Genomic DNA, 26,186 nt, shown 5'->3' with positions numbered 1-26,186 from the left:
CCTGAGCTGCTCCAACGTTTCCCGCACGCATTGATTCTCGTACGTTTGTGCGGTGATCGTTGCCCCGCCAGGCGACACGCCGGCCGACACGCCGATACCGCAAAAAATAGGTCCCGCGTCTGCGGAGGGCGTGGGCGCGGCCGCCGCAAGCCAGCGGTCGCCGTATCCGCGGGTCGGTGGCGTCGGGCCCCGTATCCGTCCGGACGTCGACGGTAGGCGGACACAGCACCACACGCGGCCGCGGCGTTTGCTCCGAGCCGGCTTCGACCTGGTCGCTACTTCGCGCGCACCCCGCGGAGCCGAGCGCGGTGAAGATGTCGATGGCCTGTCGGCAGAAGGTTTCGGCCTCGTCGTGCCGCCGCAGGCGGGCGTGGAGGCGGGCGAGGCTGTAGCGGGCGATGCCTCGGCGCGGCCCTTCCGGATCCCGTACCCAGGGCGGCTGCTCCCGCCGGGATACACGATACGCCGGCGGCGTCCGTGCCAGCCTTGCGCGACGTACAAGAGCAAGGCGCGCTCCGGCGTCCGTCCACAGCGGACGCCGGAGACGCCGGTCTACACCATGACGAAACATGTGGGCGCGGTCGCAGACCGGCTCCGCGCGATGGTTCTGCCGAAGACCACCGCGTCCGCCGTGTGCAAACCGGGCTGCACGAACACACCGCTACGCCATCACCCGGTTCAGGTGGCGCACTGTAACAGCATCCGCGAATGCTGGTGGGGCACAGAGTGCTGACGTCCCTACACTCGACCGCTGGACGCGAATGAGCAACCGGGCGGTGGCCGCCGCTGGCTGGCCACCGGTCGGCTGCGTGGAGGTTATCCGCGGCGGTACTTCTCCCACCAGGTGAAGGCCACGCGGTAGGCCGTCGGTGTGTCGTCGGCGGCGTGGTTGGCCAGGCCGTTCCGGCCGAAGTAGTAGTCGTGGATCTGGTTGCGGGCGGCCGATGCCAGGTCCGGGTCGGAGACGGCTGCGGCGTGGATGTGGTACGGCCACGAGCCCTGAGACGGGTTGCGCAGCCAGGCGGCGAAACCGACAGTGCGTAGGGCTCGCACGGTCTCCCAGCGCTGGGTGGTGGTCATGCTCGTCACCGAGATGTCGACGACTCCGCCGCCGTCGTGGGTGCCCGCGGAGCTGGGGTTCGACGAGGTGTATGAACCCTGCGAGAGGACCAGGTTGAACGAGAGCATGGCGTCGGCGGCCGCCAACATGTTGCGGGTGCGGGTGTTGACCCGCCCGCCGCCGTAGGTGTCGGTGCGCGAACCGGTGGACACGGTCCTGGTCAGGGTGAACCGGCCGCTTCCGAGTGACGTCAGCGACGTGGGTCCGGGTATGCCGTTGGCGTCGATGCCGGTGTAGTTGAGGGAGCGCTGCCACGCGGCGTACGCGGAGATGGTCGAGGTGCCGTAATGGCCGTCGACGGCGCCAGAGGTGAGCAGCCCCTTGGCGTTCAGCGCCCGCTCGACCTCGATGACGTGGCCGCTGGCACCTGGCGTGAGGCCGGTGTCGGCCTTCGGCGGGTCGACCTGGGCGGCCAGCAGGACCATCTCCATGTCGACGACCGGGAGGGCGAGCGCTTCGGTGGCGAGCATCGTGCTCGTGCCGACGGCCGCCGCCGTGACCGCTCCACGCGCGAGTACACGTCGTCTCGTCCAACCCATGCCGAACTCCGTTCTCTAGCATTCACCAACACGGATGGCTGGAATCTACAGGCTGCCGGCACTTTTTGGCAAAAAGTTTCATGCGGCCCTCGCCATGCGCTGCCTCGACCGCGTCTGGATAGCCTTCGGGATCAGGTTCAGGATCGGGTTTTGAGCTACCGCGATGCCCGTCGCGGTCGATGCCCGTTGCTCCCGCGGCCTCACCCTCCGCGACTACACAACCAGTTCGCCGGCCCGCCATCGCCACAGACGCCATCGACCTCGCTCCACCAACGCCGCATGGAGCCGGTCGCCTATGTGGACGGACGGACCCGCACCTGACGTGCGGCGCCTGACGGCGCGCGGTGCGGGCGGTGCCTGGCGCGCGCCGATCAAGGGGAATCGCATCGATCGAGGGCAAATGCACGCGGTTTTGAGATCGAAGCACGTGCGTTCGCCCTTGATCGCCGCGCCGAGCGCGAGCGGCGCCGAGCGCGAGCAGCGCCGAGCGCGAGCAGCGGGCGGCGGGACGAGCGCGGGCGGCGCCGAGCGCGAGCCGCGGGCGGCGGGGCGGGGCGGGGGAGAGGGCGGGTGGCGCGGTGGGGTGGGTTAGTGGGTGCGGTGGCCTTTGTGGAATACGGCTGCCACGTTGAGTAGCGCCCGCGGGTCGGTCAGTGGGTCGCCGGTGACGGCGAGGATGTCGGCGTCGAGTCCTGGTGCGAGGCGGCCCTTGCGGTCGTCGATACGGCATAGCCGCGCCGCCCGCGACGTGGCCGCCTCCAGTGCCTCCGCAGGCGACCAGCCCTGGGTCTCGACGAGCATGATCACCGAGTACGGCAGGACGTTGTGCGGTTTCGGTGGCCCGATACCGGCGTCGCTGGTGCACACTATCGTGACCCCGGCCTGCTTCATCTGGCGGAACAGCGCGTTGAACTCCTCGATCCGCGCGGCGATCCGGGGCGGCGGCACGCCTCCGGGCAGTACGCCCACGGTGGCGCAGACCACGACGCCGCTCCGGACGATCGCGTCGATGACGTCGGGCAGCGGTTCGACGCTGTCCTCGGTCATGAACGAGCAGTGTTCGATCGAGTCGAATCCGGCGGCGACGGCGTCGGCGATGGCCTGGCCGCTGTGGGCGTGCGCGGTGGCCGGCAGCCCGTGCCGGTGCGCCTCTTCGACGGCCGCGCGCAGCTCGTCCGGGCCGAACTGGGACACGTGGGCGTGCGTTCCGGGCGTCATCTCGCCGCCGCTGGCCATCACCTTGACCACGTCGACGCCGCGCTCGGCGCGGGCGCGCACCGCGTCCCGGATGCCGTCGACCCCGGTCACCTCGCCGCCCAGGTACCAGCAGTGGCCGCCGGGTGTGGTGATCGGCGGTCCGGCGGCCAGCACGTCGGGACCGGCGGTGGGGTTCCGGGCGAGCTCGTCGCGCAGGCGCAGCGCGAGGTAGCCGCGGTCGCCGAGGTCACGCACCGTGGTGATGCCCGCCGCGAGCGCGGTACAGGCTGCTCGGCGCATGCGGTCGAGGACCTCGGCGTCGCTCGCGGCCGCGAGCGAACCGACCGGGTCGGCGCTGGCGTCGAAGGCCAGGTGGGTGTGCGCGTCGATCAGGCCGGGCAGCAGCGTGGCGTCCGGTAGGTCGACCACGCCGGCGCCGGCGGGCACCTCGCCGCCGGGTCGCACGGCCGCGACGCGGCCGTCGGCGACGAGAAGGACGGGTCTTTCGACCGGAACGGGGTCGAGGCCGTCGAACAGCCGGGCCGCGCGGATCGCCAGCATGCGGGGATGTACCTTTCGGCGGGGTGCTTACGAGAGCGTCGGCGATGATCTGATCACACGCGGCGTTTCAGGGCGTACACGGACAGCGGGGCGAACACGGCGACGATCGCGGCCGCCCACACCAGGGACCAGACGACCGAGTCGGCCGCCGGCCCTCCGACCATGAGGCCGCGGGCGGCGTCGGCCAGGTGCGTGACCGGGTTGAGCTTCACCCAGGCCTGCAGCCAGCCGGGCATGGTGTCGGTGCGCACGAACACGTTGCTGACGAAGGTGACCGGAAACAGCGCGGTGAAGCCGAACAGCTGCACCCGCTCCGGGTCCTTGGCCAGCACGCCGACCAGTACCGACACCCAGGAGAAGGCCAGCGCGAACGTCAGGAGCAGTGCGACCGCCGCGAGCAGGCCGGCCAGGTTGGTGCCGATCCGGAAGCCCAGGATCATGCCGACCACGAGCAACAGGAAGATCGACCACGCCTGCTTGACCTGGTCGGCGAGGATCCGGCCGGCCAGCGGTGCCCAGCGGGCGATCGGCAGCGAGCGCAGCCGGTCGAACACGCCCTTGGTCAGGTCGGTGTTGAGGCCGGTGCCGACGTACATCGTCACGAACAGCATGTTCATCACGATGATCCCGGGCAGCGCGAAGGTGAGGTAGTCGCCGGTCGAGCCGGCGATGGCGCCGCCGAACACGTACGTGAACAGCAGCACGAACATGATCGGCTGGATGCTGTAGTCGCCCAGCTCCCACGGGTTGTGGCGGACCTGCACGATCGTGCGCCAGGCGAGGGTGAGCGTCTGCCGCAATCCGTCACCCACGGTCACCCGTGGCTCGATCGTCGCGGTGGTCATGACTCGCTCCCTTCGGATGGCTCCTCGGCCGCGTGCCCGGTCAGCGACAGGAACACCTCGTTGAGGCTGGAGCTGCGCAGCGCCAGCTCGGTGACCACGACGCCGGCGTCGTCGAGGCGCCGCACCACGCCCGGCAGTACCGCCGGGTCGGCCACCGGCACCGTCACCAGCTGGCCCTTCACCTCGGGTTCGCCGCGGGAAAGCTCGCGCACCACGTCGGCCACCACGGCCACGTGGGACGCGTCCGCCGGCCTGACGGCCAGGGTCTGGGCGCCGGCCTTGGCTTTCAGCTCGTCGGGGGTACCGGTGGCGATGACCCGCCCGTGGTCGATGACCACGATCTCGTCGGCGAGTTCGTCCGCCTCGTCCAGGTACTGGGTGGTGAGCAGCACCGTCACGCCGCTGGCCACCATGCCGCGGATCAGTTCCCACAGCTCCGCCCGGGCGCGCGGGTCGAGGCCGGTGGTGGGCTCGTCCAGGTACAGCATCGGTGGCCTGCCGACCAGGCTGGCGGCCAGGTCGAGGCGGCGTCGCATGCCGCCGGAGTATGTCTTCGCGGCCCGGCCGGCGGCGCCGGTCAGCTCGAACTGGGCCAGCAGTTCGCGAGCCCGCGCCTTGGCCTGCGCCCTCGGTACGCCCAGCAGCCGGCCGATGAGCAGCAGGTTCTCCGCGCCGGTCAGCGTCTCGTCGACCGAGGCGTACTGGCCCGTCATCCCGATGAGCTGGCGCACCTGATGCGCCTGGCGCACCACGTCGTAGCCGCCCACCGTGGCGTGCCCGGCGTCCGGCTGCAACAGCGTTGCCAGTACCCGGACAGCGGTCGTCTTGCCGGCGCCGTTCGGTCCCAGCAGGCCCAGCACGGTGCCCGTCCGGACCGCCAGGTCGACCCCTGCCAGCGCGGTCGTTCCGCCGAACCGCTTGACCAGCCCTTCTGCCCAAATCGCGTGCGTCATGACAGCCACCTTGCCCCACGTGGCTGCCCCGGACGGGCCACTATTGCCCGACAGGTATATCAAGACTCCTTTACAAAGATTTCTTGAGCAAGATATCTTGCTGACCATGCCGGAGGAGAAACACGCGCGGAACGCCAAGGCCCTGCGGGCGCTGGCCCACCCGCTGCGGTGGAAGCTGATCGACCTGGTGGGGCGCGAGCAGACCGCCACCGCGACCCGATGCGCCGACGAGCTCGGCGAGAGCGTCGCGAGCTGCTCCTACCACCTGAACATCCTGGCCAAGTACGGCTTCGTCGAGCAGGCGCCCAGCGGGCCCGGCCGGGAGAAGCCGTGGCGCCTGACCAGCGTCAACCAGAACCTGTCGGGGGAGGGCCTGGGCGTCGAGGGCGAGCTGGCCGCCCAGGCCGCCACCGAGGTGTTCCTCGACCATGAGCTCGACCGGATGAAGGCGCGCCTTCGCCGGCACGCCCTGGAGCCGGCGCAGTGGCGCGACGCGGTGAGCTTCCGGGGCGTGACGACCGCGCTGACGGCGGATGAGCTGCGAGAGGTGACCGCCGCCCTCGACGAGGTCACGCGGCGCTTCGCCCACCGCGCCACCGACCGCGACGCGATCCCTGACGGCGCACGCGAGGTGCGGATCTTCTTCGCCACCTCGGTAGCGCCGCCGCCGAAGACCGCCCCGTCAGCGAAGACAGCCCCGCTCCCGAAGACCGTCCAGGGAGGCGACGCGTGAACCAGCTGGACATGGTGGCGCGGGCCGAGCGCGTGTCCCGATCGGAGGACTGGCCGCGGGCCGCACGCGAATGGCAGGCGGTCGTCGGCCTGAACCCGGTCAACGGCGTCTACTGGGACCGCCTGGCCCAGGCGTTGTTCTCGACCGGCGACCACGCCGGCGCGCTGGTCGCCTACCAGCGGGCCGAAGCGCTCGGCGTGTGGCCGGTACGCGGACCCGAGCGCCTCCCGCTCGCCTCGATCTTCCCGGGCGAGATCTGGTACCGGATCGCCTGCTGTCACGCTCGGCTCGGCGACACCGAGCGCGCGCTGGCCGCGCTGGCGACGGCGCTGCGCCGGCAGTTGCGCGACCTCGACCGGCTCGCCACCGACCCGGACCTGGCGGCACTGCGCGACGACCCGCGCTTGCGCGACCTGCTCGGCGGCGGCGACCACAGTGAACTGTCGCGAGTGGACGGATGGCGCGGTGACCTGCGGGTGTTGCGGCGTGAGATCGAGCGCCGCACACCGTTTCGGGACGTCGTCGACGCCGCCCTCGACGCCGCCGTCGACGACCTGGACCGCGCCATCCCCGACCTTTCCGACGCGCGGATCGTGGTCGGGATGTGGCGGCTGCTGCGGCGCCTGGGCGACGGCCACGCCCGCATCGATACCAGGCAGGCGTTTGCCGAATGGTCGCGCTGCCTGCCGGTCTGGTTCTTCCAGTTCGACGAGGGGCTGTTCATCCCGCAGGCCGAGCCGCGTCACGAAAACCTGCTGGGCGCGCGGGTCCTCGCCGTCGACGGCCGGCCCGTGCCCGAGGTGATCGAGGCCCTGGACCCGTTGCTGACCCGCGACAACGAGTACGGGCCGGTCGCGAACGCGCCGGTCTGGATGCGCCAACCCGTGTTCCTGCACGCCGTTGGCGTCGCCCGCGATCCGGGCGAGGTCACGCTGACGCTCCGCATGACAGACGGCGGCGTCGACGATGTGACGCTGGCCGCCGAGCCCACCGCGGAACCGCACCCGTGGCCGAGGCGCTCGCCCACGTCACTGCGCCTCACCGATGGCCCCGCCTACCTGCGCGATGTCGACGACCGTTACTGGTTCGAGTACCTGCCGACCGAGAACCTCGTGTACTTCCAGTTCAACGCGATCCTCGACAAGCCCGGCGAGCCGCTGGCCACGTTCTACGAGCGCCTGTTCGCCGCGGTCGACGAGCACGCCGCGCCCCTCGTCGTCGACCTGCGGTGGAACGGCGGCGGCAACACCTTGCTCGCCGAACCCCTCGTCCACCACGTCATCCGGCGCGACCGGGTCAACCGGCGCGGCGGCCTGTTCGTCATCACCGGCCGAAACACCTTCTCCGCCGCGCAGAACACCGCCACCCTGCTCGACCGCCACACCCAGGCGGTGTTCGTCGGCGAACCCACCGGCTCCAGCCCGAACTTCGTCGGCGAAACCGTGCCGTTCCGCCTGCCGTACAGCGGCGTCGAGGTCAACGTCTCCGACCTGTACTGGCAAACGTCCTGGCCGATCGACCGGCGCGCGGCCCTGGCGCCGGACATCTACGCGCCGCCCACCTTCGCCGCCTACCGCGCGGGCCGCGACCCGGCGATGGATGCGATCGTCGCTCACCTCAGCTCAACTTCCGGAAACTTCCCGGAAGTTGCTTGACAATCCTCGTGGAGATATCGATAGGCTTGAGTACTCCTCACGATTGGGTAGGTCAATGCGGATCAGACTGCTCATCGGTGTCGCCTGCGCCAGCGCGGCCGCGATCACCGCCACGGTGCTGGCCGGCGCCGCCAGCGCAAACACGACCACCGGCGCGAGCCGGGCCCTGGCCGCCAACTGTTCGGCCGGCTATGTCGCCCTGACGTTCGACGACGGGCCCACCGGCTCCACGACGAACCAGCTGATCAACGCGCTACGGCAGGGCGGCGCGACGGCGACGGTGTTTCCGACCGGCTCGAACGCCCAGGCGAACCCGTCGCTCATGCAGGCGTACCGCAACGCCGGCCTGCAGATCGGCAACCACAGCTGGGATCACCCGCACCTGACCACCATGACCCAGAGCCAGATGCAGTCTCAGCTGAGCCGGACCCAGCAGGCGATCCAGCAGACCGCCGGCGTCACGCCGAACCTCTTCCGCCCGCCGTACGGGGAGACCAACGCGACCCTCCGGCAGGTCGAGGCGTCGCTCGGGTTGCGCGAGATCATCTGGGACGTCGACTCGCAGGACTGGAACAACGTCAGCGCCGCCCAGATCCGCCAGGCGGCCGGCCGCCTGACCAACGGGCAGATCATCCTCATGCACGACTGGCCGCAGAACACGATCCAGGCGCTGCCGGGCATCCTGCAGGACCTCCAGTCGCGCAACCTGTGCACCGGGCACATCTCGGCCAGTACCGGCCGTGCCGTCGCGCCGCCCGGCAGCTCCACCCAGCCGCCCGGCGGTGGCTCCTGCACGGTGAGCGTCAGCCGTGGCCAGGAGTGGACCGACCGCTTCAACGTGAACCTGTCGGTCAGCGGCAGCAGCGCCTGGGTCGTCCGCATCACCCTCAACGGCGGGCAGAGCCTGCAGAACAGCTGGAACGCGACGGTCAGCGGCACCACCGGCACGTTGACCGCGCGGCCGAACGGAGCCGGCAACAGCTTCGGCATCACCCTCTTCAAGAACGGCAACACCACCTTGCCGAGCGCCACCTGCGCGACGAGCTGACCGAGCCGGCGGGGTCGGGCTCCTCTCGGCCCCGCCAGACCGGCATTGACCGCGATGAGTGCCGTCACTATGATGCGCGTCTATGGGTAAGCGCTTTCCTGTAGCTGTCGCAGCCATCGGCCTCACCGCCGCGATGCTCGCCATGCCGGCATCCGCGGCGCACGCGGCACCCGCCCGGTACGAGGCGGAGACCTCCCCAGCCGTGTGCTCCGGCACCATCGACTCCAACTGGGCAGGCTTCTCCGGCAGCGGCTTCTGCAACGGCGCCAACTCCACCAGCGGATACGCGCAGTTCACCGTCACCGCCTCGGCCGCCGGCACGGCGACGCTGGGCGTACGGTTCGCGAACGGGACCACCGGCGCGCGCCCGGCCAACCTGCTCGTCAACGGGGTGACCGCCCAGTCGCCGTCGTTCGAGGGCACGGGCGCGTGGTCGACCTGGGTCACCAAGACGCTGACCGTGGCCGTCAACGCGGGCGCCAACACGATCCGGCTGAACCCGACCACCGCCGCCGGTCTGCCCAATGTGGACTATGTGGACTTCGAGGCCGGCGCCGTCACCGAGGCGGCCCTCTATGTGGCGACCAACGGCAACGACAGCAACACGGGCACGTTGAGCGCGCCACTGGCGACCATCCAGCGGGCGGTCGACCTGGCGCAGCCCGGCCACACCATCTACATCCGCGGCGGCACCTACGCGCCCAGTACCAACATCCAGATCCTCAAGAACGGCACGGCGAGCCAGCCCATCACGATGCGCAACTACGGCACCGAGCGGGTCATCCTCGACGGCGAGAACATGCCGTACACGCCGGGCGCGGTCGACTCCAGCATCCCCCGGCCCGAACGCGGCGCCATCCACATCGAGGGCGACTACTGGCGGCTGATCGGCCTGGAGATCATCCATGGCCCGTACGGCGTCTTCGGCCTGGACTCCAGCAACAACTACTACGAGCGCCTCGTCACCCGAGACAACTACGAGTCCGGCTTCCACCTGTTCCTGACGTCCAGCAACAACCAGATCATCAACCTGGACTCGTACGGCAACCGCGACCCGCGCAGCAACGGCGAAAGCGCCGACGGCCTGGCCATCAAGGAAGGCTCCGGCACCGGCAACGTCGTGCGCGGCGCCCGGCTGTGGAACAACTCGGACGACGGCCTGGACTGGTGGATGTTCTCCTCACCCATCCTCGTGGAGAACAGCCTCGCCTGGGGCAACGGCTTCAACCGCTGGAACATCCCCAACTACACCGGCGACGGCAACGGCTTCAAACTCGGCGGCAACGCGGTGGTCGGCAACCACACCGTGCGCAACTCCATGACCTGGGACAACGCGGTCAGCGGCTTCATCGACAACAACAACCCGGGCCAGCACCTGATCGAGCGCTGCACCGCCTGGGACAACCCGGGCACAGGGTTCGACTTCGACCGCTCCGACAGCACCCTGAACAAGAATCTCGCGGTCGCCAACGGCACCGCCGTTTCCTACGGCACCAACTCCAGCGGCAGCGGCAACTCCTGGGACATCGGCGGCACCTGGACGCTGGCCAGTACCGACCCCAGCACCATCACCGGCCCGCGCAACGCCGACGGCTCCATCCCGTCCTCGACCTTCCTGCGCCCGTCCAACGGCGCCGACGTCGGCGCCCGCTTCTAAGAGCTTCCGGACTTTGAGCTACCGCGACGTCCGCCGCGCTCCACGCCCGGCGCGCCGATCAAGGGCGTATGCACGTGGTTGGATCTCTTTTCCGCGTGTTTTTGCCCTTGATCCATGCGATTGCCCTTGATCGGCGTGCAGGGCGCGGCGGCACGCCGCCTCACACCCCGGAGATCTCTTTCGTCCCAGGGTAAAGGCACGTGGTTCGATCTCTTTCCGCGTGCGTTCGCCCTTGATCGATGCGAACGCCCTTGATCGACGAGCCCGGACACGCCGCCCCGCCGCACCGCGCTGCCCGGCGGCGCCGCGCCGCCCAGCCGTACCGCGCCGCCCAGCCGCGTCGGGCTGCGCTGCCACGCCACGCCACGCCGATTGTCGTGGCGGCGACTGTGGTGACCAGGTGCCCCTCCAGGGGCAGCAAAACGACACAGTCGGGGTGCGGCGGCATCTCGAGGTCCGGGTTGTGGAAGCGCGGAGGGCGAGGCTGCGGGAGCGACGGTATCGACCGCGACGGGCGTCGCGGTAGCTCAAATCTTGCTGGGCCTATGTGGACGGACGGGCGCCGACAGACGGTCAGCGGCCGAGTATCGCGCCGATGCGGTGGACGACTTCGGCGTCGGTGAAGGCCGCCGTCGACTCGGTTACCCGGATTTCCACGACCGACTGGCCCTGCGCAGACGTGGGCGCGAAGAAGCCGAAGAGCCAGTCGCCGTGCTCGGCGGCGCATTCGAGGTGCCGCTCTCGCAGCGCGTCGGGCGAGCCGGGAAGGTACACGTGGAAGCCGTTGACGTGTGGCGGCCGCGGGGTGACGAAGACGCCGTCGATTTCGCCGATGGCCGCCGCGAGAGTGATCGCCCGCTGCCTGAAGGCGGCCAGCTTGGGCAGTCTGTTTTCGAGACCGTCGAGCGCGGCCAGGGCGTACGGGTACGAGTGGAAGGGCTGCGCGCCGTGCCGCACCAGCCATGGCGCGCACTCAGCGAGGAAACGCGGGTCGCCGGCCAGCGCGGCCCCGCCCAACCCGCCGACTCCCTTGTAGAACGAGACATACACGGAGTCGGCGAGCGCGGCCACCTCCGCGAGGCTCCACCCGTAGTGGGTCGCGGACTCCCATAGCCGGGCGCCGTCGAAGTGCAGCGGGATCCGGCGCTCGCGGCACCACTGTGAGATCGCCACCAGGTCGTCCCAGTCGGGGAGCAGCAGGCCCGCGTAGCGTAGCGGCAGTTCGACCGTCACCACGCCGGGTGTCTCGCCCGTCGCTTCGAGATCATCGACGGTGTACGGCGTCAGGTCGCCGACCCGCAGGGGGCGCAACCCGTGCAGGCGCTCGTAGGCGGAGCCCTCGTCACGGTCGAGGTGGCTCAGTGGATGCAGCGCCACGACCGCGCGTCCGGTGCGCTCGACCCAGGTGCGCAGCGCCGCCTGTTGGGCGATCACTCCGGTGGAGACCCAGCGGGCGGCGGGCTTGCCGAGCAGTTCGGCGACCCGGGATTCGACCGCGGCGACCGGCCCGCCGTCACCGTAGAGGTCGACGGTGTCGCTGTCGGCCTCGGGCCGGGCGGCCAGCGCGAGCAGTCGCTCGCGCATGTTGTGCCGCGGCGGGGCGCTCAGGAAACGGCGGCAGGAGCGCCGCACCTCGACGGGATCCATGCCACAACCCTTCGGGTCCGTTGTTACGGGTGACGATAACGCTCGCGAAACACGCCGGAGTGTTGCATCGGGACATGGAATCTCTATTGTCGCGCCGGTCGGCGCTCGGCGTACTGGGCGTGGCGCCCGTGGTGGCTAGCGGTGTGTTCGCGGGTGCGACGCCGGTCCGAGCGGAGGGTACCGCCGCGGGGAGTGACCGCGTGCCGCGGGACCTGCGGCCGGGCGGCGCGTTTGACCGGCGGCTCAGTCAGCTCGCGGCGGAGGGGCGGCTGTCCGGCACCGTGTTGCTGGCACACAAGGGAAAGACGGTGCTCGAACGGGCGTACGGCATGGCCAACGCGCGCACGTCGGTGCGCAACGGGCCCGACACGGCCTTCGCGCTCGCGTCCGTGGCCAAGCTTTTCACCGCCATCGCCGTTTCCCAGCTCGCCGAGCGAGGCCAGGTCGACTTCGGACAGACCATCGGCGCTTACCTGGACGGCTTTCCAGCCTCCGTGGCCGGCTCTGTCACTGTGCACCACCTGCTCACCCACACGTCGGGGATGGGCAACTTCCAGGATTCGGAGGAGTTTCGCGCGAACGTGGCATCGTGGACCAGCGGCGCCGCGATGCTGGACGGCATCATGGGTGTCGTTCGCGAGACGGAACTGCGCTTCGCACCCGGCACGCGGCACGACTACAGCAACTCGGGATTCGTCACGCTCGGCGCGATCGTGCAGGCGGTGTCGGGCCAGCCGTTCTACGACTACATCCGCGAGCACGTCTTCGCCGCCGCGGGCATGACGCGCACCGACTACTACACGCTGCCGCAGCGGCTGACCGACGACCGCATCGCCCGCCCGTACGCGTTACTGTCCACAGGGGAGCGAGTCGACACGCTCGAACGCCCGGACCTGTTCTGGGCGGGGTTCATCGGCGAGCCGGCCGGCGACGCGTTCGCGAGCGCGCGCGACATGGCGCGGTTCGCGCGGGCGCTCACGGGAAACCGGTTACTCGGCCCGGCATACACCACGCTCGCCGTGACCGGTAAACACCCGCTCCCGAGGAACCCGGGCACCCCGCCTGGTGCCATCCCGCCGCACCAGGCGTACGGGCCGATCGCGTCGATCACCCGCGGACAGCGGATCATCGGGCACGGCGGCGGATCGCCCGGCGCGGCGACGTCGATCGACATGTACCTCGACACCGGCTGGGTCGTCGTCATCCTGAGCAACCACGGCGACATCACCGTCAACCCACCCGTCAGCCAGGTGCTGATGCAGGAGGCGAGGCGCCTGATCATCGGCTAGCAAGCCGATTTTTGAGCTGCCGTGGCGCCCGTCGTGGTCCATGCCGCTGCTCCCGCGGCCTCACCGTCCGCGATTCACGGTCAACCCCGTGCGGGTGCCCGGGTGGGTCGTGGGCACGCGAAGGGTGAGGCCGCGGGAGCCACGGGCACGGACCGCGACGGGCGCCGCGGCAGCTCGGAATCCATGCTGTTTCAGCGGCCGCCAACGTCCGGCAGCGCCCCCGGACGGACGGCAGCGCCGGACGGACAGCAGCCCTCCGTCGACGGCCGGCAGCGCCTCGTCGACGGCCGGCAGCGCCCCCGCCGATCAAGGGCGTTTGCGTGGATCAAGGGCGAATGCACGCGGAAAAGAGATCCAACCGTGTGCCTTTGCCCTTGATCGGCGTAGGCGGTGTGGCGACACGCCGTGCCGTGCTCGCCGGGCGGCGCCTGCGCGTGGATTGGAGATCAAAGCGCGTGCGTTTGCCCTTGATCGGCGGAAGGGGCGGGCGGCGGGCGCGGCGGGCGGGTGTCGCGAGGCGGGACAGGGCAGAAGGGGCGCGCGGCGCCGGGGGCTCCGTGCGGGGCGGCGGGGCGGCGTGACGGGCAGCGCGGCCGCGAGGGCGGAGGCGGACGGCGGGCGGGCGGTAGGGCGGGGGAGTGGTGGGGTGGTGGCGGACGGCGGGCGGGCGGTGGGGCGGGGGAGTGGTGGGGCGGTGGTTTACTGTTACGATTCAGTGGCGTGGATGGGTGAGGGTTGGGAGGATCTGGGCATGGCGGGCAGGCATGGCCGGGTCACGGCGGCCGACGTCGCCCGGGAGGCGGGGGTCTCGCCGACCACGGTCAGCTACGTGCTCAACAACGTGCCGCACCAGAAGATCCCCGAAGACACCCGGGAGCGCGTCCACGCGGCCGTCGCCCGGCTGGGGTACAAGCCGTCGGCCGCCGCGCGGGCGCTGCGCCGCGGTCGCAGCGACCTCGTCCTCATGGTCATCCCCGATGTGCCGATCGGCGCCACCGTGGCCTCGATCGTGGAACGGCTGACCGAGGAGCTGGAGCCGCGCGGGCTCACGCTGGTCTCCCGCAGCGAGCGCCACACGCCGCTGTCGGTGCTGTGGCAGGAGATGATGCCGGCGGCGGTCGTCGTCCTGGTCGAGTTGGACCCGCGCGACCGGGACGCCATGATCGCGGCGGGCATCCACGTGTTCGGCGCGTTGCTGAGTCCCAGCTCAGACAAGGACAACACTCTCGCGGTGCCGCAACACCTCATCGGGCGCATGCAGGTCGAGCATCTCGCGGCCCGGGGGCATCGGCACATCGGGTACGCGGGCCCGGGCGACCCGCGCGTCCGCGCCTTCTACGACCTGCGGCTCGACGGCGCCCGTTCGGCGTGCGTGGAGCTCGGGCTCGACCTGCCCATCGTGTACGAGGTGCCGCTGGACACCGGCGCGGCGGCGACCGCCGTGCGGGCCTGGTGGGAGGCGGAGCCGCGGGTTTCGGGCGTCTGCGCCTACAACGACGAGACCGCGTTCGCCCTGCTGGCCGGCGTCCGCGAGGTGGGCCTGTCGGTGCCGGCGGACCTTGCCGTGATCGGGGTCGACAATATCCCGCTCGCGCGGTTCGCGCACCCGCCGCTGACCACGATCGACAACAACGTCGGCCTGGTCAGCGCCCATCTGGCAGAGATGATCGTCAGCGGCATCGCCGGCAAGCGGCCGCCGAGCCCGCCGCGCTCCGACTCGATCACGCTGGTGATCCGCGAATCCGCCTGACCTGTCACAGCATTCGCACAGCGCGATCAAATCCTCGTTAACTCTTGCGCCTTCCGGTTGGCCGGAGCTAGCTTACGGATACGAATCACTTCATCGTTTCAGTAACGCTCACGGGGGCCCTTCTACTCGACCTGACACGCGCGGAGTACCCATGCGAAGGCTTTCCCTCGCGGCGGCCGCGACCGCCGTCACCCTCCTCGCCGCGGCATGCGGCGGCGGCAGCAGCGCCGGCGGTTCCGGAGGAGCCACCGGCGGCACTCTCACTCTCGCCCCGCTCGTCCAGGCCCAGCCGTGGGACCTCAAGGACGCCGGCCTCGGCAACAACACGCAGTACTACCAGCCGGTGTACGACTCGCTGCTGCGGCTGGACCCGAAGGCCGACCCGGTCGCGAACCTCGCCACCGAGTGGAGCTACGACTCGACGAACACCGTGCTGACGCTCAAGCTGCGCACCGACGTGAAGTTCACCGACGGCACCGCGTTCGACGCCGAGGCGGTCAAGGCGAACCTCACGCACACCCAGACCGGCACCAACGAGGCGGCCGGCCAGCTCAAGGTCGTCAAGAGCGTGGAGGCGGTGGACGCCAGCACCGCGAAGATCACGCTGTCGGCGCCGGACCCGTCCTTCGTCGCGAACCTGGGCTCGGTGGCTGGCATGATGGCCAGCCCGAAGGCGATCCAGGCCGGCACCCTCAAGAACGAGCCGGTCGGCTCCGGCCCGTACACATTGGACAAGGCCGCGACGACGGCCGGCAGCGTGTACACCTTCGTCCGCAACCCGAACTACTGGAACACGTCCGCGTTCCCGTTCGACAAGATCGTCCTGAAGCCGCTGACCGACCCGACAGCCGTCCTCAACGCGCTGCGCTCCGGCCAGGTCAACGGCGCCGTGCTCACCAACGCGCAGAACATCGCACCCGCCAAGAGCAGCGGCCTGACGGTCAGCGAGTACACGCCGGGCGACGTCGAGGGGCTCTACATCTGGGATCGCGGCGGCACGAAGGTCAAGGCGCTCGGTGACCCGCGGGTCAGGCAGGCGCTCAACTACGCCTTCGACCGGGACGCGATCGTCAAGACCGCCAAGCAGGGCCTGGGCGAGCCGACCGCGCAGGTGTTCAACCCGACCGGCTCGGCGTTCGACGCGTCGCTGAACCAGAAGTACACCTACGACCCGGCGAAGGCCAAGCAGCTGCTGGCCGAGGCGGGCTACCCGAACGGGTTCGAGGTGACGATGCCGGACGTGTCGGCGGTCTTCCCGTCGCAGCAGGCGCTGATGACACAGCAGCTCACCGACATCGGCGTCAAGGTGAAGATCGACAAGATCCCGGTCGACCAGCTGATCTCCTCGCTGCTGGCCGGCAAGTACGCGATGTCGTACTTCGTGCTCGCGTCATTCCGCCCCTGGGACACCATCGTCATCCAGGGCCAGAAGGACTCGCTGTGGAACCCGTTCAAGTACAGCGATCCGACCGTCGACGGGCTCATCCAGCAGGCGCAGAACGCCACCGGCGACGCGCAGGCCGCGCTGTTCAAGCAGATCAACACGATGATGGTCGACCAGGCGTGGAACGCACCGTGGGACTTCGTCGAGAACGCGTACGTGACCACGAAGGGTGTCACGGTCACGCCGCAGGCGTACGCGGCCGTACCGCCGATCTACAACTTCAAGCCGGCGAACTGAGGGAGGTCGGCGATGATCGCGTTCCTGGTCCGCCGGGTCGTCGCGGGCGTCGTGCTGGTACTCGTGATCGCCACGCTGACGTTCGGACTGATGAGCCTCACCGGTCAGGATCCGGCGCGCACCATCGCCGGCCAGACCGCCAGCCACGAGCAGGTCGCCCAGAAGGCGGCCGAGCTCGGCCTGGACCGGCCGCTGCCCGTGCGGTACGCGGACTGGCTGTCGCACGCGGTGCGAGGTGACCTGGGATCCTCGTGGTTCACGAACGAGCCCGTCACCTCGGCACTGGGCAACAAGCTGCCCGTCACACTGTCCATTGTGCTCGCCGGCCTACTGCTGTCGGCGGTGCTGAGCGTCGCTCTCGGGGTGGCGGCCGCGGTCCGGGGCGGCTGGCTCGACCGCGCCGTGCAGGGCCTGGCGATCCTCGGGTTCGCCGTGCCGAGCTTCCTGGTCGCGCTGCTGCTGGCGCTGGTGGTCGCGGTGAAGCTGGGCTGGCTGCCGGCCACGGGATACGTGCCGCTCGAACAGTCACCGAGCCTGTGGACGCAGTCCATCGCGCTACCCGCCATCGCCCTCGCGGTCGGCGCGATCGCGGCCACCGCCCAGCAGGTGCGCGGGTCCATGGTGGACGTGCTGAAGATGGACTACATCCGCACGCTGCGCAGCCGTGGTGTCAGCGAGCGCAGCCTGCTGTTCCGGCACGCGCTGCGCAATGCCGCCCCGCCCGCGCTCACGGTGCTGTCGTTGCAGTTCATCGGTCTGCTCAGCGGCGCGGTCGTGGTGGAGAAGGTGTTCGGGCTGACGGGTATCGGTACCGAGGCCAACTCGGCCGCGTCGCAGGGTGACGTGCCGATGGTGATGGGCGTGGTCGTGGTGATGGTCCTGATGGTCGTACTGGTCAACCTGCTCATCGACGTCGCGTACGGCTGGCTCAACCCGAAGGTGCGTGTCTCGTGAGCGAACGCCGGCAAGGATTGACCCGCCGCCTCCTGCGTGACCCGGTCGCGATCGTCTGTCTGGCCGTGCTCGGGCTCATCGTGCTGGCGAGCGTGCTAGCGCCGTTGCTCGCCAGCCACGACCCGAACACATCGTCCCTTCAGGACACTCTGGCGCCGCCGAGCGGCGACCACCCGCTCGGCGCCGACGGTGTCGGCCGCGACGTGCTCGCGCGCCTGCTCTACGGCGGGCGTACCAGCCTCCTCGGCGCGCTCGTCGCGGTCGCGGTGGCGGTCGCGCTCGGCGTGCCGACCGGCCTCATCGCCGGGTACTACCGGCGTGGCTTCGACGCGGTGGCGAGCTGGACGGCCAACCTGCTGATGGCGATCCCGGCGATCGTCGTACTGCTGGTCGTGCTCGCCGTGGTCGGGCAGAACATGTACCTGGCGATGGTCGTGTTCGGCCTGCTGATGGCGCCGGGCGTCTACCGGCTCATCCGCGCGTCGGTGACGAGCGTGCGCGAAGAGCTCTATGTGGACGCCGCCCGGGTCTCCGGCCTCGGCGACGCCCGCATCATGCGCCGCCACATCCTGCCGGTCGTCATCGCGCCGACCGTCATCCAGGCGGCGCAGATGTTCGGCCTGGCCATCGTCATCCAGTCCGGACTGGAGTTCCTCGGTCTCGGCTCGGCCAGCGAGGCGAGCTGGGGCGCGATGCTCAACGACGCGTTCGCCAACATCTACACGAAGCCGATCCTGCTGCTGTGGCCGGGCCTGGCGGTCGCGCTGACGGTGGCCGCGTTCGGGTTGCTGGGCAACGCGTTGCGTGACGCGCTGAACGGGTCCAGGCGCGCTTCGAACAAGGCGCCCGCGCCCACCACACCCGCTGCCATGGCTGGCCCTGCCATCCACATCGACGGTGACGAGCTGCTCGTCGTGCGGGACCTGCGGGTCGCGTACGACCAGGAGGTGGTCGGCGGGGTCTCGCTCGCGGTACGCCGGGGCGAGGTGCTGGGACTCGTGGGGGAGTCCGGGTCGGGCAAGACGCAGACGGCGTTCGCGATCCTCGGGCTGCTGCCGCCCGAGGCGCGCGTGTCTTCCGGCCAGCTTCTCTTCGACGGCCAGCAGCTCAGCCGGGCGGCCGTCCCCAAGCTGCGCGGCCGGCGGATCGCGTACGTGCCGCAGGAGCCGATGTCCAACCTGGACCCGTCGTTTCGGATCGGCGCCCAGCTGACCGAGCCGATGCGCCGGCACCTGAAGCTGTCTCGGGCGGCCGCCCGCCGCAAGGCGCTCGACCTGCTCGCCCGGGTGGGCATCGAGGACCCCGAGCGGGTGTACTCCTCGTATCCCCACCAGATCTCTGGCGGCATGGCGCAGCGGGTGCTCATCGCCGGGGCGGTCTCCTGCGACCCGGACCTGCTCATCGCCGACGAGCCGACCACCGCTCTCGACGTGACAGTACAGGCCGAGGTGCTGGACCTGATGCGGTCGCTGCAGAGCGAACGGCGGATGGGGATGATCCTGGTGACCCACAACTTCGGGGTGGTCGCCGACATCTGCGACCGGGTGGCCGTCATGCAGACCGGCCAGATCGTCGAGTCCGCACCGGTCGCCGAGCTGTTCGCCAATCCTCAGCACCCGTACACCCGGATGCTGCTGGACTCCACTTTGGAGGACAGTGCGCCCCGCACCCGGCAGGAGGAGATGGCATGAGCCTGCTCGACATCGACGACCTCGTCGTGGAGTACCCCGGCAAGGGCTGGCGGCGGGCGCCGTTCCGGGCGCTCAAAGGCGTCTCCCTGAGTATCGGCACAGGGGAGACCCTCGGACTGGTCGGCGAGTCAGGCTCCGGCAAGACCACGCTCGGCCGTGCGGTGCTTGGCCTGGCACCGGTCAGCGGGGGCACGATCCGGTACGACGGGCGGGTCATCTCGACCCTCAACCGGGCGCAACGGCGCGCGCTCAGCGACGAGATCCAGGTGGTGTTCCAGGACCCGTACACGTCGCTGAACCCGGCGATGACCGTCGAGGACATCCTCACCGAGCCGCTGCTCGTCACCGGCGTGTCCAGGGTGGAGGCCGAGCGGCGCGTACGCGACCTGCTCGACCAGGTGCGGCTGCCCGCGGACGCCGGGCAGCGGCTGCCGCGCGAGTTCTCCGGTGGCCAGCGCCAGCGCATCGCGATCGCCCGCGCGCTGTCCCGCGACCCGCGGCTGATCGTCTGCGACGAGCCGGTCAGCGCGCTCGACCTGTCGACGCAGTCGCGCGTGCTCGACCTGTTCATCGAGATCCAGGAGCGCACCGGCGTCGCGTACCTGTTCATCACCCACGACCTGGCCGTGGTGCGGCACATCAGTCACCGGGTCGCGGTCATGTACCGGGGCGAGATCGTCGAGACCGGAGACGCCGCGACCGTCACCCAGAACCCGGAACACCCCTACACGCGCCGGTTGCTGCTCGCGGCGCCGGTGCCCGACCCGGAGCGGCAGGCGCGGCGGCGCGCCGAGCGGCTGGCTTTGCTGGAAGGACGCGCATGACTCTGCCAACTGGCGTGACGCCGTTAATCGAGCCCGACCTCGCGACCCGGGTGGCCCGGCTCTCGCTGGAGCAGAAGGTGCGCCTGCTGACCGGCGCCGACTTCTGGTCGCTGCACCCGGAGCCGGACGCGGGTCTCGGGCGGCTGGTGGTCTCCGACGGCCCCGCCGGAGTGCGCGGAGAGCTGTGGGACGAGCGCGAGCCGTCCGCGAACGTGCCGTCGCCGACCGCGCTGGCCGCGACCTGGGACGAGGACCTCGTCGAGGCGCTCGGCGGGCTGCTCGCGGCCGAGGCGCGCCGCAAGGGCGTACACGTGCTGCTGGCGCCGACGGTCAACCTCCACCGCACCCCGTACGGCGGGCGGCATTTCGAGTGCTTCAGCGAGGACCCGCTGCTGACCGCCCGCATCGGCGTCGCGTACGTGCGGGGGCTCCAGAACGCCGGGGTGGGCGCGACCGTGAAGCACTTCGTGGCCAACGACTCCGAGACCGAGCGGATGACGCTCGACGCCCAGGTGGACGAGCGGGCCCTGCGCGAGCTGTACCTGGCGCCGTTCGAGGCGATCGTGCGCGAGGCCGGCGTGTGGTCGGTGATGGCCGCGTACAACGGGGTCAACGGCGCCACGATGACCGAGAGCCCACTGCTGCGGCAGATCCTGCACGACGAGTGGGGCTTCGACGGTCTCGTCATGTCGGACTGGTTCGCCACCAGATCCACCGAGCCGGCCGCGAATGCCGCGCTCGACCTGGTGATGCCCGGGCCGCACGGGCCGTGGGGCGAGGCCCTGGTGGCCGCCGTACGGGCCGGCAAGGTCGCCGAGTCCACCGTGGACGACAAGGTGCTGCGCCTGCTGCGGCTGGCCGCCCGGGTGGGCGCGCTGACCGATGTGCCGGCCCCGGACGTGCCAGCGCTGACTGCGGATCAGATCGCGCTGCGCATCCGGGAGACGGCCGCCGCCGGCTTCGTGCTGGCCCGCAACGAGGGTGCGCTGCTGCCGCTTCCCGCGACCGGGCTGGGAACCGTCGCGGTGCTCGGGCCGAACGCCGACGTGGCGCGCACGCTCGGCGGCGGCAGCGCGACGGTGTTCCCGCCGTACGTGGTGTCCGCTGTGGACGGCCTGCGCGGCGCGGGCGTCGAGGTGACCCACGCGCCGGGCGTGCGCGCCCACACGAGGATTCCGGTGGCGCGTCCCACCTGGCTGCGTACTCCCGACGGCCGGCCCGGTGCCGAGCTGCGGTTCATCGCCGCTGACGGCTCCGTGGTAGCGACCGAGCACCGCACCGGCGGGGCGTTCATCTGGCTCGGTGCCGCCATCGCACCGGCGACGCACGTGGCGGTGCACGCCACGCTCGTGGCCACCGCCGCCGGGCGGTACGAGGTGGGCGGCTCCGGGGTCGGGCGGTTCCGGCTGGCCGTACGCGGCACCGAGGTCTTCGACGACGAACTGGTGCTGGGTCCCGGCGCCGACATCGCCGAGGCTCTGATGACACCGCCGCAGCGCACCTATCCGGTCTACCTGGAGGCGGGTGAGAGCGCCGAGGTCGTGCTCACCTACGAGTGGGCGCCCGACGGGTTCGGCGTCGTCTTCCAGTTCAACGTGGACCCGCCGTTCGGCACCGACGAGGAGGAGATCGAGCGCGCGGTGGCGCTGGCGCGCGACGCCGACGTGGCGGTCGTCGTGGTCGGCACCACCGAAGAGGTGGAGAGCGAGGGCTTCGACCGGACGTCGCTGGCGCTGCCCGGCCGGCAGGACGAGCTGGTGCGGCGGGTCGCCGCCGCGAACCCGCGGACGGTGGTCGTCGTCAACGCGGGCGCGCCCGTGCTGCTGCCCTGGGCCGACGAGGTGGCGGCCGTGCTGCTGGCCTGGTTCCCGGGTCAGGAGTTCGGCAACGCCCTGGCGGACGTGCTGTTCGGCCTGACCGAGCCGGGTGGCCGGCTGCCCACCACGTGGCCGCGAACCGAGGTGGGGCTGCCGCAGACCCGTCCGGTCGACAGCGTGCTGAAGTACGGCGAGGGGCTGGCGATCGGATATCGGGGAGCCGGTACGGAGGCGCGATACCCGTTCGGCCACGGTCTCGGCTACACGAGCTGGGAGTACACATCGATGTCTTGCGATGCCGCGGGCGAAGGTGAGGTCGCGGCCAGCGGCGATGTCGTGCTGACCGTGCGGGTCCGCAACACCGGCGAGCGGGCCGGTCGCGAGGTCGTGCAGGTGTACGCGAGCCGGCCCGGCAGCGCGATCGACCGCCCGGCGCGGTGGCTGGCCGGGTTCGCCGCCGTCACCGCCGCTCCGGGTGAGGAAGCCACCGCCACGGTCACCATACGGCCACGCGCGTTCCAGCACTGGGACGGCGGCTGGACCACCGAGCCCGGTGCCTTCACGCTCCATATCGGACGGTCCGTCGTGGACACCCCGCTGCGGCACGAGGTGGAGATCCGATGAGCTTCCCGGCCTTCGGTGGCCCGCGCTGCCGGGTCATCACCGACAACGACTACTGTGGCGACCCCGACGGGCTGGTGCAGCTGGTCCACCAGATCCTGTCGCCGTCCGCGGATCTGCGGGGGATCATCGGCTCGCACCTGAAGGAGGGCGATCCGCTGGCGCCGAGCCCGGAGACCGCGGACCTGTCGCACCAGCGGATCACCGAGGTGCTGTCCATACTGGACCGCGACGTGCCCGCATACGCGGGGTCCAATGTGGGCCTCGCCGACCCGAAGACCCCGCGGCCCTCGGCCGGAGCCGAGGCCATCGTCGCCGAGGCGATGCGCACCGACACCGAACTGCCGCTGTACGTGACGTTCGGCGGTGGGCTGACCGAGCTGGCCAGCGCGTACCTGATGGAGCCGCGCATCGCCGGCCGGCTGACCGCGATCTGGATCGGTGGGCTCGAACACCCGGACCTGGCGCCGCCGCCACCGGACACGCCCGGCCCCGAGTACAACTTCAACATCGACCCGATCGCGGCACGGGTGGTGTTCAACGACTCGGCGATCCCGCTGTGGCAGGTGCCGCGCGACGCGTACCGGCAGGCGGTGGCCGGGATGGCCGAGCTCGCCGTCCAGCTGCGCCCGGCCGGCCGGATCGGCGCGTACCTGTTCGACCAGCTCGTCGAGATCGGCAAGCTGGCCGGCTCGGCGGGGTACAACCTGGGCGAGACCTACATCCTCGGCGACAACCCGCTGGTGCTGCTCTCCACGCTCCAGTCCAACTTCCACCCCGACCCGTCGTCCAGCCGGTACGCGGCGCGCCCCACCCCGTTCCTCGACGAAGACGGCACGTACAGGCCGAACAGCGGCGGCCGCCCGATGCGCGTCTACACCCACCTCGACATCCGCCTGATGCTGACTGACCTGTACGCCAAGCTCGCGCTAACGACCCACCCGTGATCAGGGGGAGCGGCGGCGGACGTACAGGAAGGCCAGGAGTGCTACCGCCACGCAGGCCGCCGCCGCGCCGGCGACCACGAGCGGCACGTTGGTGGAAGAACCGGCCGCCTGCGCGGTGGGTGAGGCCGTGACGCCGCATGGGGTACTGGCCGGAGTGCCCGCCGGATCGACGCGGACCACCGCCTCGCAGTGTCCTACGCCGGGGAGCGCGGTGTCCACAGTGACCCGCCACTCCCCAGCGGCCAGCGTGCCGGAGTAGACGACCGTGGGCTGGCCGGGCAGCCGGGTGAGCGCGACCGGCCCGACGCCCGCCGCACCGGTCGCCGTGACAGGGGTCGCGATCATTGTGGCCGCCATCGGCTCGGTCACGGGGTGACCGTCGGACCAGGCGACGTCTACGGAGACGCTGCCGCGCCCGTCGGTGTTGACGGTGAGCGCGACCGTGGCGTGCGCGGCGGCGGTGCCGGGAAAGCCCAGCACCGCCGCCAGCACAGCCGCGAACCCGAGAACGCGGCTGAGTCTCACATAGTCACCCATGCCTGATAGCGTGCCGCACCGGGCTTCTGGAGCACCAGCAGGCGCTGGCCGGCATACCGCTGGCCGCCGAGTCCCAGCACCAGGTCGCCGGAGGCCGTGGTCAGCGCGACCGTGCCGTCCGCGGCCCGCTTCAGGCGCCAGCGCTGAGCCGACGCGCAGTCCTGCTGCACCACCGGGGTGCCCGCCACCGGTGCCCCGCTCGCGCACTTGCCGGAAGCCTTGGCCCGCAACAGGAACGTGTCGTCACCGGCCGATTCCAGCTTCCACAGCTGGCTGGCGGTGCCCGCGCGGCGCTGCGACACCAGCGGCGTACCGTCAGCGGTGCGCGCGCCGTACAACTCGGCCGCCGTGCCCGTCAACGCGTTGCCGAGGACGAACCAGGACCCGGCCGCCGGTTGAGCCGCGGCGGGGGTGGCGATGGTCGCCGGTGCGGTGTGCGGGACGGTGGCCGAACCGGTGCCCCGCAACACGATCTGCGCCTGGTACGTGGTGCCGGCCCGCAGACCGGTCACGCGCACGCCGGTCGCCGTGGTCCAGCCGAGCACGCGGCCGTTCAGCGCCACGCCGTACCGGGTACCGGCCGCCGCCGCGTCCCACGCCAGCCGGGCCGACGTCGCGGTGACGTCGCTGATCCGCAGCGTCCCGGCCGGGTTCGCCGTGGCGGTGGGCGACGCGGTCGGCGGAGCCGGCGAGGACGGCGCGGGAGTGGTCGGCGCCGGGGTGGTCGGAGACGGCGGCGCGGCCGTGGTGGGCACCGGCACCGACGGGGTGGGCGTCGGCGGGCGTGGGGTCGACGGGCTGGGCGACGGCGGTGCGGTGGTGGGCGCCGGCGTCGGTGTTGTCGTGCCCTGGTCGCGGATCAGGAACTGGTTGTCCGCCACGTTCCAGTGCGTCGCCAGGTAGCTGCCCGGGCTCGGGCTGGAGTGGTAGTAGTCGTCGTGGTTGCAGTCGAGCCGCTGGTCGTGCGCCCGGTCCGTGCACACGGTGCGCAGTACGGTGCCCTCGGCGTCCTTGTAGCACATGACGTCGTACTCGTCGACGCAGTGCCCGGCCTTGCTGGAGTTGGGCGCGCTGTTGTTGACCGCGCCGAGGTTGTGCCCCAGCTCGTGCGCGGCGACACCGGCGTTCCAGCAGCCCGAGTCGTTGCGCCCGTACGAGGGACCGCCGTTGCTGCGGTTAGCCGTGCCGGCCCTGTCGTCGCCCGCGAACGAGCCGATTCCACAGTAGACACGCGACTCGCCGAAGATCATGTACTTGCGGTCGGTGCGGTTGAACCCGAGCCCCTTCAGCGCGGAGATGGTGGCGTTGAAGTCGTTCATCGACGCGGCGGCGATCTCGACCTCGCGGACGTCGACCTCGCAGTCGGCGGTGGTCACGTACCGGATGTGGCGGGAGCCGCCGGTCTCCTGGGCACTGGCGTCGTAGATGGTGTCGACGCCGGCCGCCCACTTGCGGAACGAGGCGAGGTACTCGGCGAACCGGCTCGCCGTGCCGGTGCCGTAGACGTACAGCACCTGTACCCGCTTGCCGGACACGCCGTCGCCGTCGCACACCACGCCGTGCGGGCCGACCTCGGCGGCGGCCGCCGGTGCCGCGTCCGCGGCGAGCGCCACACCACCGTTGAAGGCGCTGCCACCGGCGAGGGAGCCGCCCTCGTCCTGTACGACATCCTTCTCACTCGGCGTGGTGCTGTCGCGCTTCGGCAGCTTCGGCGCGGGCGCCGCGGGGGCGATCGGCGCGACGTCACCGGCGACGCTCAGGCCGGGCGGTGCGGCGTCCGGACCGTGCGAGCAGGTGTTGCGGTCGCCGACCTCGTAGCCGCCGGCACACGGCGAGCCTTTCTTGGCGGCGGTCAGGCCGCGGTAGACCAGGCCAGCGGCCGGGTCGTCCGCCGGTACGGCCTTGATGGGGTCGGCGCCGGGGCCGAAGCCGGACGTCGAGACGGGATCGCTCCAGGGCGCCCAGGCACTGCCGAGGGCGGTCGGCACGGCGAGCACGCCGGCGCCGAGCAGGACGGTGGCCACCAGCGCGATGCGGCGCCCCCGACGCCGTTTTGGCTGAGGCTGCCTGGGCTGGGAAGACGAGGGGTGAGGTACTGACACGGGGCGATACGGTAACCA

19 protein-coding genes are annotated in these 26,186 nt (G+C 70.9%); 12 read left to right on the top strand and 7 right to left on the bottom strand.

What is annotated here, in order from left to right:
* Nucleotides 1-816: 816 nt before the first annotated feature.
* The 4 genes from QMG73_RS37900 to QMG73_RS37885 form a co-directional block, all read right to left on the bottom strand.
* Nucleotides 817-1,659, bottom strand: coding sequence for a peptidoglycan-binding domain-containing protein (locus QMG73_RS37900; protein WP_281903812.1), 843 nt, complete (start codon nucleotides 1,657-1,659; stop codon nucleotides 817-819).
* 588 nt (nucleotides 1,660-2,247) lie between these two features.
* Nucleotides 2,248-3,417 (bottom strand): metal-dependent hydrolase family protein, encoded by a 1,170-nt coding sequence (locus tag QMG73_RS37895; RefSeq protein WP_281903811.1) that lies wholly within the window; start codon nucleotides 3,415-3,417, stop codon nucleotides 2,248-2,250.
* A 53-nt stretch (nucleotides 3,418-3,470) separates the two neighbouring features.
* Nucleotides 3,471-4,262 (bottom strand): ABC transporter permease, encoded by a 792-nt coding sequence (locus QMG73_RS37890; protein ID WP_281903810.1) that lies wholly within the window; start codon nucleotides 4,260-4,262, stop codon nucleotides 3,471-3,473.
* Nucleotides 4,259-5,215 carry an ATP-binding cassette domain-containing protein gene (locus QMG73_RS37885; RefSeq protein ID WP_281903809.1) on the bottom strand — a complete coding sequence of 319 codons (957 nt, stop codon included), beginning with the start codon at nucleotides 5,213-5,215 and terminating at the stop codon, nucleotides 4,259-4,261. The genes QMG73_RS37890 and QMG73_RS37885 overlap by 4 nt, the downstream gene beginning before the upstream one ends.
* 106 nt (nucleotides 5,216-5,321) lie before the next feature.
* On the opposite strand from QMG73_RS37885, the gene QMG73_RS37880 reads away from it, so the two are divergent.
* The 4 genes from QMG73_RS37880 to QMG73_RS37865 all read left to right on the top strand — a co-directional run bounded on the left by QMG73_RS37880 (nucleotide 5,322) and on the right by QMG73_RS37865 (nucleotide 10,308).
* Nucleotides 5,322-5,948 carry an ArsR/SmtB family transcription factor gene (locus QMG73_RS37880; protein ID WP_281903808.1) on the top strand — a complete coding sequence of 209 codons (627 nt, stop codon included), beginning with the start codon at nucleotides 5,322-5,324 and terminating at the stop codon, nucleotides 5,946-5,948.
* Entirely contained in the window at nucleotides 5,945-7,603 is a 1,659-nt protein-coding gene (locus tag QMG73_RS37875) for a TPR end-of-group domain-containing protein (RefSeq protein ID WP_281903807.1), read from the top strand. Before QMG73_RS37880 ends, QMG73_RS37875 begins: the two co-directional genes overlap by 4 nt.
* Before the next feature lie 55 nt (nucleotides 7,604-7,658).
* Complete coding sequence (locus QMG73_RS37870) at nucleotides 7,659-8,651, top strand: polysaccharide deacetylase family protein (protein ID WP_281903806.1); 993 nt, start codon at nucleotides 7,659-7,661, stop codon at nucleotides 8,649-8,651.
* 82 nt (nucleotides 8,652-8,733) lie between these two features.
* Complete coding sequence (locus QMG73_RS37865; RefSeq protein ID WP_281903805.1) at nucleotides 8,734-10,308, top strand: right-handed parallel beta-helix repeat-containing protein; 1,575 nt, start codon at nucleotides 8,734-8,736, stop codon at nucleotides 10,306-10,308.
* A gap of 573 nt (nucleotides 10,309-10,881) precedes the next feature.
* Here the strand turns inward: QMG73_RS37865 and QMG73_RS37860 are convergent.
* Nucleotides 10,882-11,955 carry a threonine aldolase family protein gene (locus tag QMG73_RS37860; protein ID WP_281903804.1) on the bottom strand — a complete coding sequence of 358 codons (1,074 nt, stop codon included), beginning with the start codon at nucleotides 11,953-11,955 and terminating at the stop codon, nucleotides 10,882-10,884.
* A gap of 74 nt (nucleotides 11,956-12,029) precedes the next feature.
* On the opposite strand from QMG73_RS37860, the gene QMG73_RS37855 reads away from it, so the two are divergent.
* The 8 genes from QMG73_RS37855 to QMG73_RS37820 all read left to right on the top strand — a co-directional run bounded on the left by QMG73_RS37855 (nucleotide 12,030) and on the right by QMG73_RS37820 (nucleotide 23,529).
* Nucleotides 12,030-13,244, top strand: coding sequence for a serine hydrolase domain-containing protein (locus QMG73_RS37855; RefSeq protein ID WP_281903803.1), 1,215 nt, complete (start codon nucleotides 12,030-12,032; stop codon nucleotides 13,242-13,244).
* Between the two features lie 724 nt (nucleotides 13,245-13,968).
* Nucleotides 13,969-14,994: a LacI family DNA-binding transcriptional regulator gene (locus tag QMG73_RS37850; protein WP_281903802.1), complete on the top strand. Its 1,026-nt coding sequence runs from the start codon at nucleotides 13,969-13,971 to the stop codon at nucleotides 14,992-14,994.
* Nucleotides 14,995-15,145: 151 nt separating this feature from the next.
* Nucleotides 15,146-16,675, top strand: coding sequence for an ABC transporter substrate-binding protein (locus QMG73_RS37845; RefSeq protein ID WP_281903801.1), 1,530 nt, complete (start codon nucleotides 15,146-15,148; stop codon nucleotides 16,673-16,675).
* A 12-nt stretch (nucleotides 16,676-16,687) separates the two neighbouring features.
* Complete coding sequence (locus QMG73_RS37840; protein ID WP_281903800.1) at nucleotides 16,688-17,629, top strand: ABC transporter permease; 942 nt, start codon at nucleotides 16,688-16,690, stop codon at nucleotides 17,627-17,629.
* Nucleotides 17,626-19,320 (top strand): dipeptide/oligopeptide/nickel ABC transporter permease/ATP-binding protein, encoded by a 1,695-nt coding sequence (locus QMG73_RS37835; RefSeq protein ID WP_281903799.1) that lies wholly within the window; start codon nucleotides 17,626-17,628, stop codon nucleotides 19,318-19,320. Before QMG73_RS37840 ends, QMG73_RS37835 begins: the two co-directional genes overlap by 4 nt.
* Nucleotides 19,317-20,144 carry an ATP-binding cassette domain-containing protein gene (locus tag QMG73_RS37830; protein WP_281903798.1) on the top strand — a complete coding sequence of 276 codons (828 nt, stop codon included), beginning with the start codon at nucleotides 19,317-19,319 and terminating at the stop codon, nucleotides 20,142-20,144. The genes QMG73_RS37835 and QMG73_RS37830 overlap by 4 nt, the downstream gene beginning before the upstream one ends.
* On the top strand, nucleotides 20,141-22,585 hold the full coding sequence (locus QMG73_RS37825) for a beta-glucosidase (protein ID WP_281903797.1): 2,445 nt from the start codon (nucleotides 20,141-20,143) through the stop codon (nucleotides 22,583-22,585). Before QMG73_RS37830 ends, QMG73_RS37825 begins: the two co-directional genes overlap by 4 nt.
* Nucleotides 22,582-23,529 carry a nucleoside hydrolase gene (locus QMG73_RS37820; RefSeq protein WP_281903796.1) on the top strand — a complete coding sequence of 316 codons (948 nt, stop codon included), beginning with the start codon at nucleotides 22,582-22,584 and terminating at the stop codon, nucleotides 23,527-23,529. Before QMG73_RS37825 ends, QMG73_RS37820 begins: the two co-directional genes overlap by 4 nt.
* Here QMG73_RS37820 and QMG73_RS37815 read toward each other — a convergent pair whose 3' ends face one another.
* Together QMG73_RS37815 and QMG73_RS37810 are read right to left on the bottom strand one after the other, a co-directional pair.
* Nucleotides 23,530-24,066, bottom strand: coding sequence for a hypothetical protein (locus QMG73_RS37815; RefSeq protein WP_281903795.1), 537 nt, complete (start codon nucleotides 24,064-24,066; stop codon nucleotides 23,530-23,532).
* Nucleotides 24,051-26,090: an RICIN domain-containing protein gene (locus QMG73_RS37810; protein WP_281903794.1), complete on the bottom strand. Its 2,040-nt coding sequence runs from the start codon at nucleotides 26,088-26,090 to the stop codon at nucleotides 24,051-24,053. Before QMG73_RS37810 ends, QMG73_RS37815 begins: the two co-directional genes overlap by 16 nt.
* Nucleotides 26,091-26,186 lie beyond the last annotated feature (96 nt).

Origin of the sequence: Phytohabitans aurantiacus, from assembly GCF_027923225.1 — a bacterium.
Classification (GTDB): Bacteria; Actinomycetota; Actinomycetes; order Mycobacteriales; family Micromonosporaceae; genus Phytohabitans; species Phytohabitans aurantiacus.
Note: the sequence above shows the minus strand (reverse complement) of the source record. Positions and strands in the feature narration are given on the sequence as shown.

What these genes read in the sequence shown, in the direction of transcription:
- QMG73_RS37900 (WP_281903812.1), bottom strand. Translation starts at nt 1,659, where the DNA reads ATGGGTTGGACGAGACGACGTGTACTCGCGCGTGGAGCGGTCACGGCG.
- QMG73_RS37895 (WP_281903811.1), bottom strand. Translation starts at nt 3,417, where the DNA reads ATGCTGGCGATCCGCGCGGCCCGGCTGTTCGACGGCCTCGACCCCGTT.
- QMG73_RS37890 (WP_281903810.1), bottom strand. Translation starts at nt 4,262, where the DNA reads ATGACCACCGCGACGATCGAGCCACGGGTGACCGTGGGTGACGGATTG.
- QMG73_RS37885 (WP_281903809.1), bottom strand. Translation starts at nt 5,215, where the DNA reads ATGACGCACGCGATTTGGGCAGAAGGGCTGGTCAAGCGGTTCGGCGGA.
- QMG73_RS37880 (WP_281903808.1), top strand. Translation starts at nt 5,322, where the DNA reads ATGCCGGAGGAGAAACACGCGCGGAACGCCAAGGCCCTGCGGGCGCTG.
- QMG73_RS37870 (WP_281903806.1), top strand. Translation starts at nt 7,659, where the DNA reads ATGCGGATCAGACTGCTCATCGGTGTCGCCTGCGCCAGCGCGGCCGCG.
- QMG73_RS37865 (WP_281903805.1), top strand. Translation starts at nt 8,734, where the DNA reads ATGGGTAAGCGCTTTCCTGTAGCTGTCGCAGCCATCGGCCTCACCGCC.
- QMG73_RS37860 (WP_281903804.1), bottom strand. Translation starts at nt 11,955, where the DNA reads ATGGATCCCGTCGAGGTGCGGCGCTCCTGCCGCCGTTTCCTGAGCGCC.
- QMG73_RS37855 (WP_281903803.1), top strand. Translation starts at nt 12,030, where the DNA reads ATGGAATCTCTATTGTCGCGCCGGTCGGCGCTCGGCGTACTGGGCGTG.
- QMG73_RS37850 (WP_281903802.1), top strand. Translation starts at nt 13,969, where the DNA reads ATGGGTGAGGGTTGGGAGGATCTGGGCATGGCGGGCAGGCATGGCCGG.
- QMG73_RS37845 (WP_281903801.1), top strand. Translation starts at nt 15,146, where the DNA reads ATGCGAAGGCTTTCCCTCGCGGCGGCCGCGACCGCCGTCACCCTCCTC.
- QMG73_RS37840 (WP_281903800.1), top strand. Translation starts at nt 16,688, where the DNA reads ATGATCGCGTTCCTGGTCCGCCGGGTCGTCGCGGGCGTCGTGCTGGTA.
- QMG73_RS37830 (WP_281903798.1), top strand. Translation starts at nt 19,317, where the DNA reads ATGAGCCTGCTCGACATCGACGACCTCGTCGTGGAGTACCCCGGCAAG.
- QMG73_RS37825 (WP_281903797.1), top strand. Translation starts at nt 20,141, where the DNA reads ATGACTCTGCCAACTGGCGTGACGCCGTTAATCGAGCCCGACCTCGCG.
- QMG73_RS37820 (WP_281903796.1), top strand. Translation starts at nt 22,582, where the DNA reads ATGAGCTTCCCGGCCTTCGGTGGCCCGCGCTGCCGGGTCATCACCGAC.
- QMG73_RS37815 (WP_281903795.1), bottom strand. Translation starts at nt 24,066, where the DNA reads ATGGGTGACTATGTGAGACTCAGCCGCGTTCTCGGGTTCGCGGCTGTG.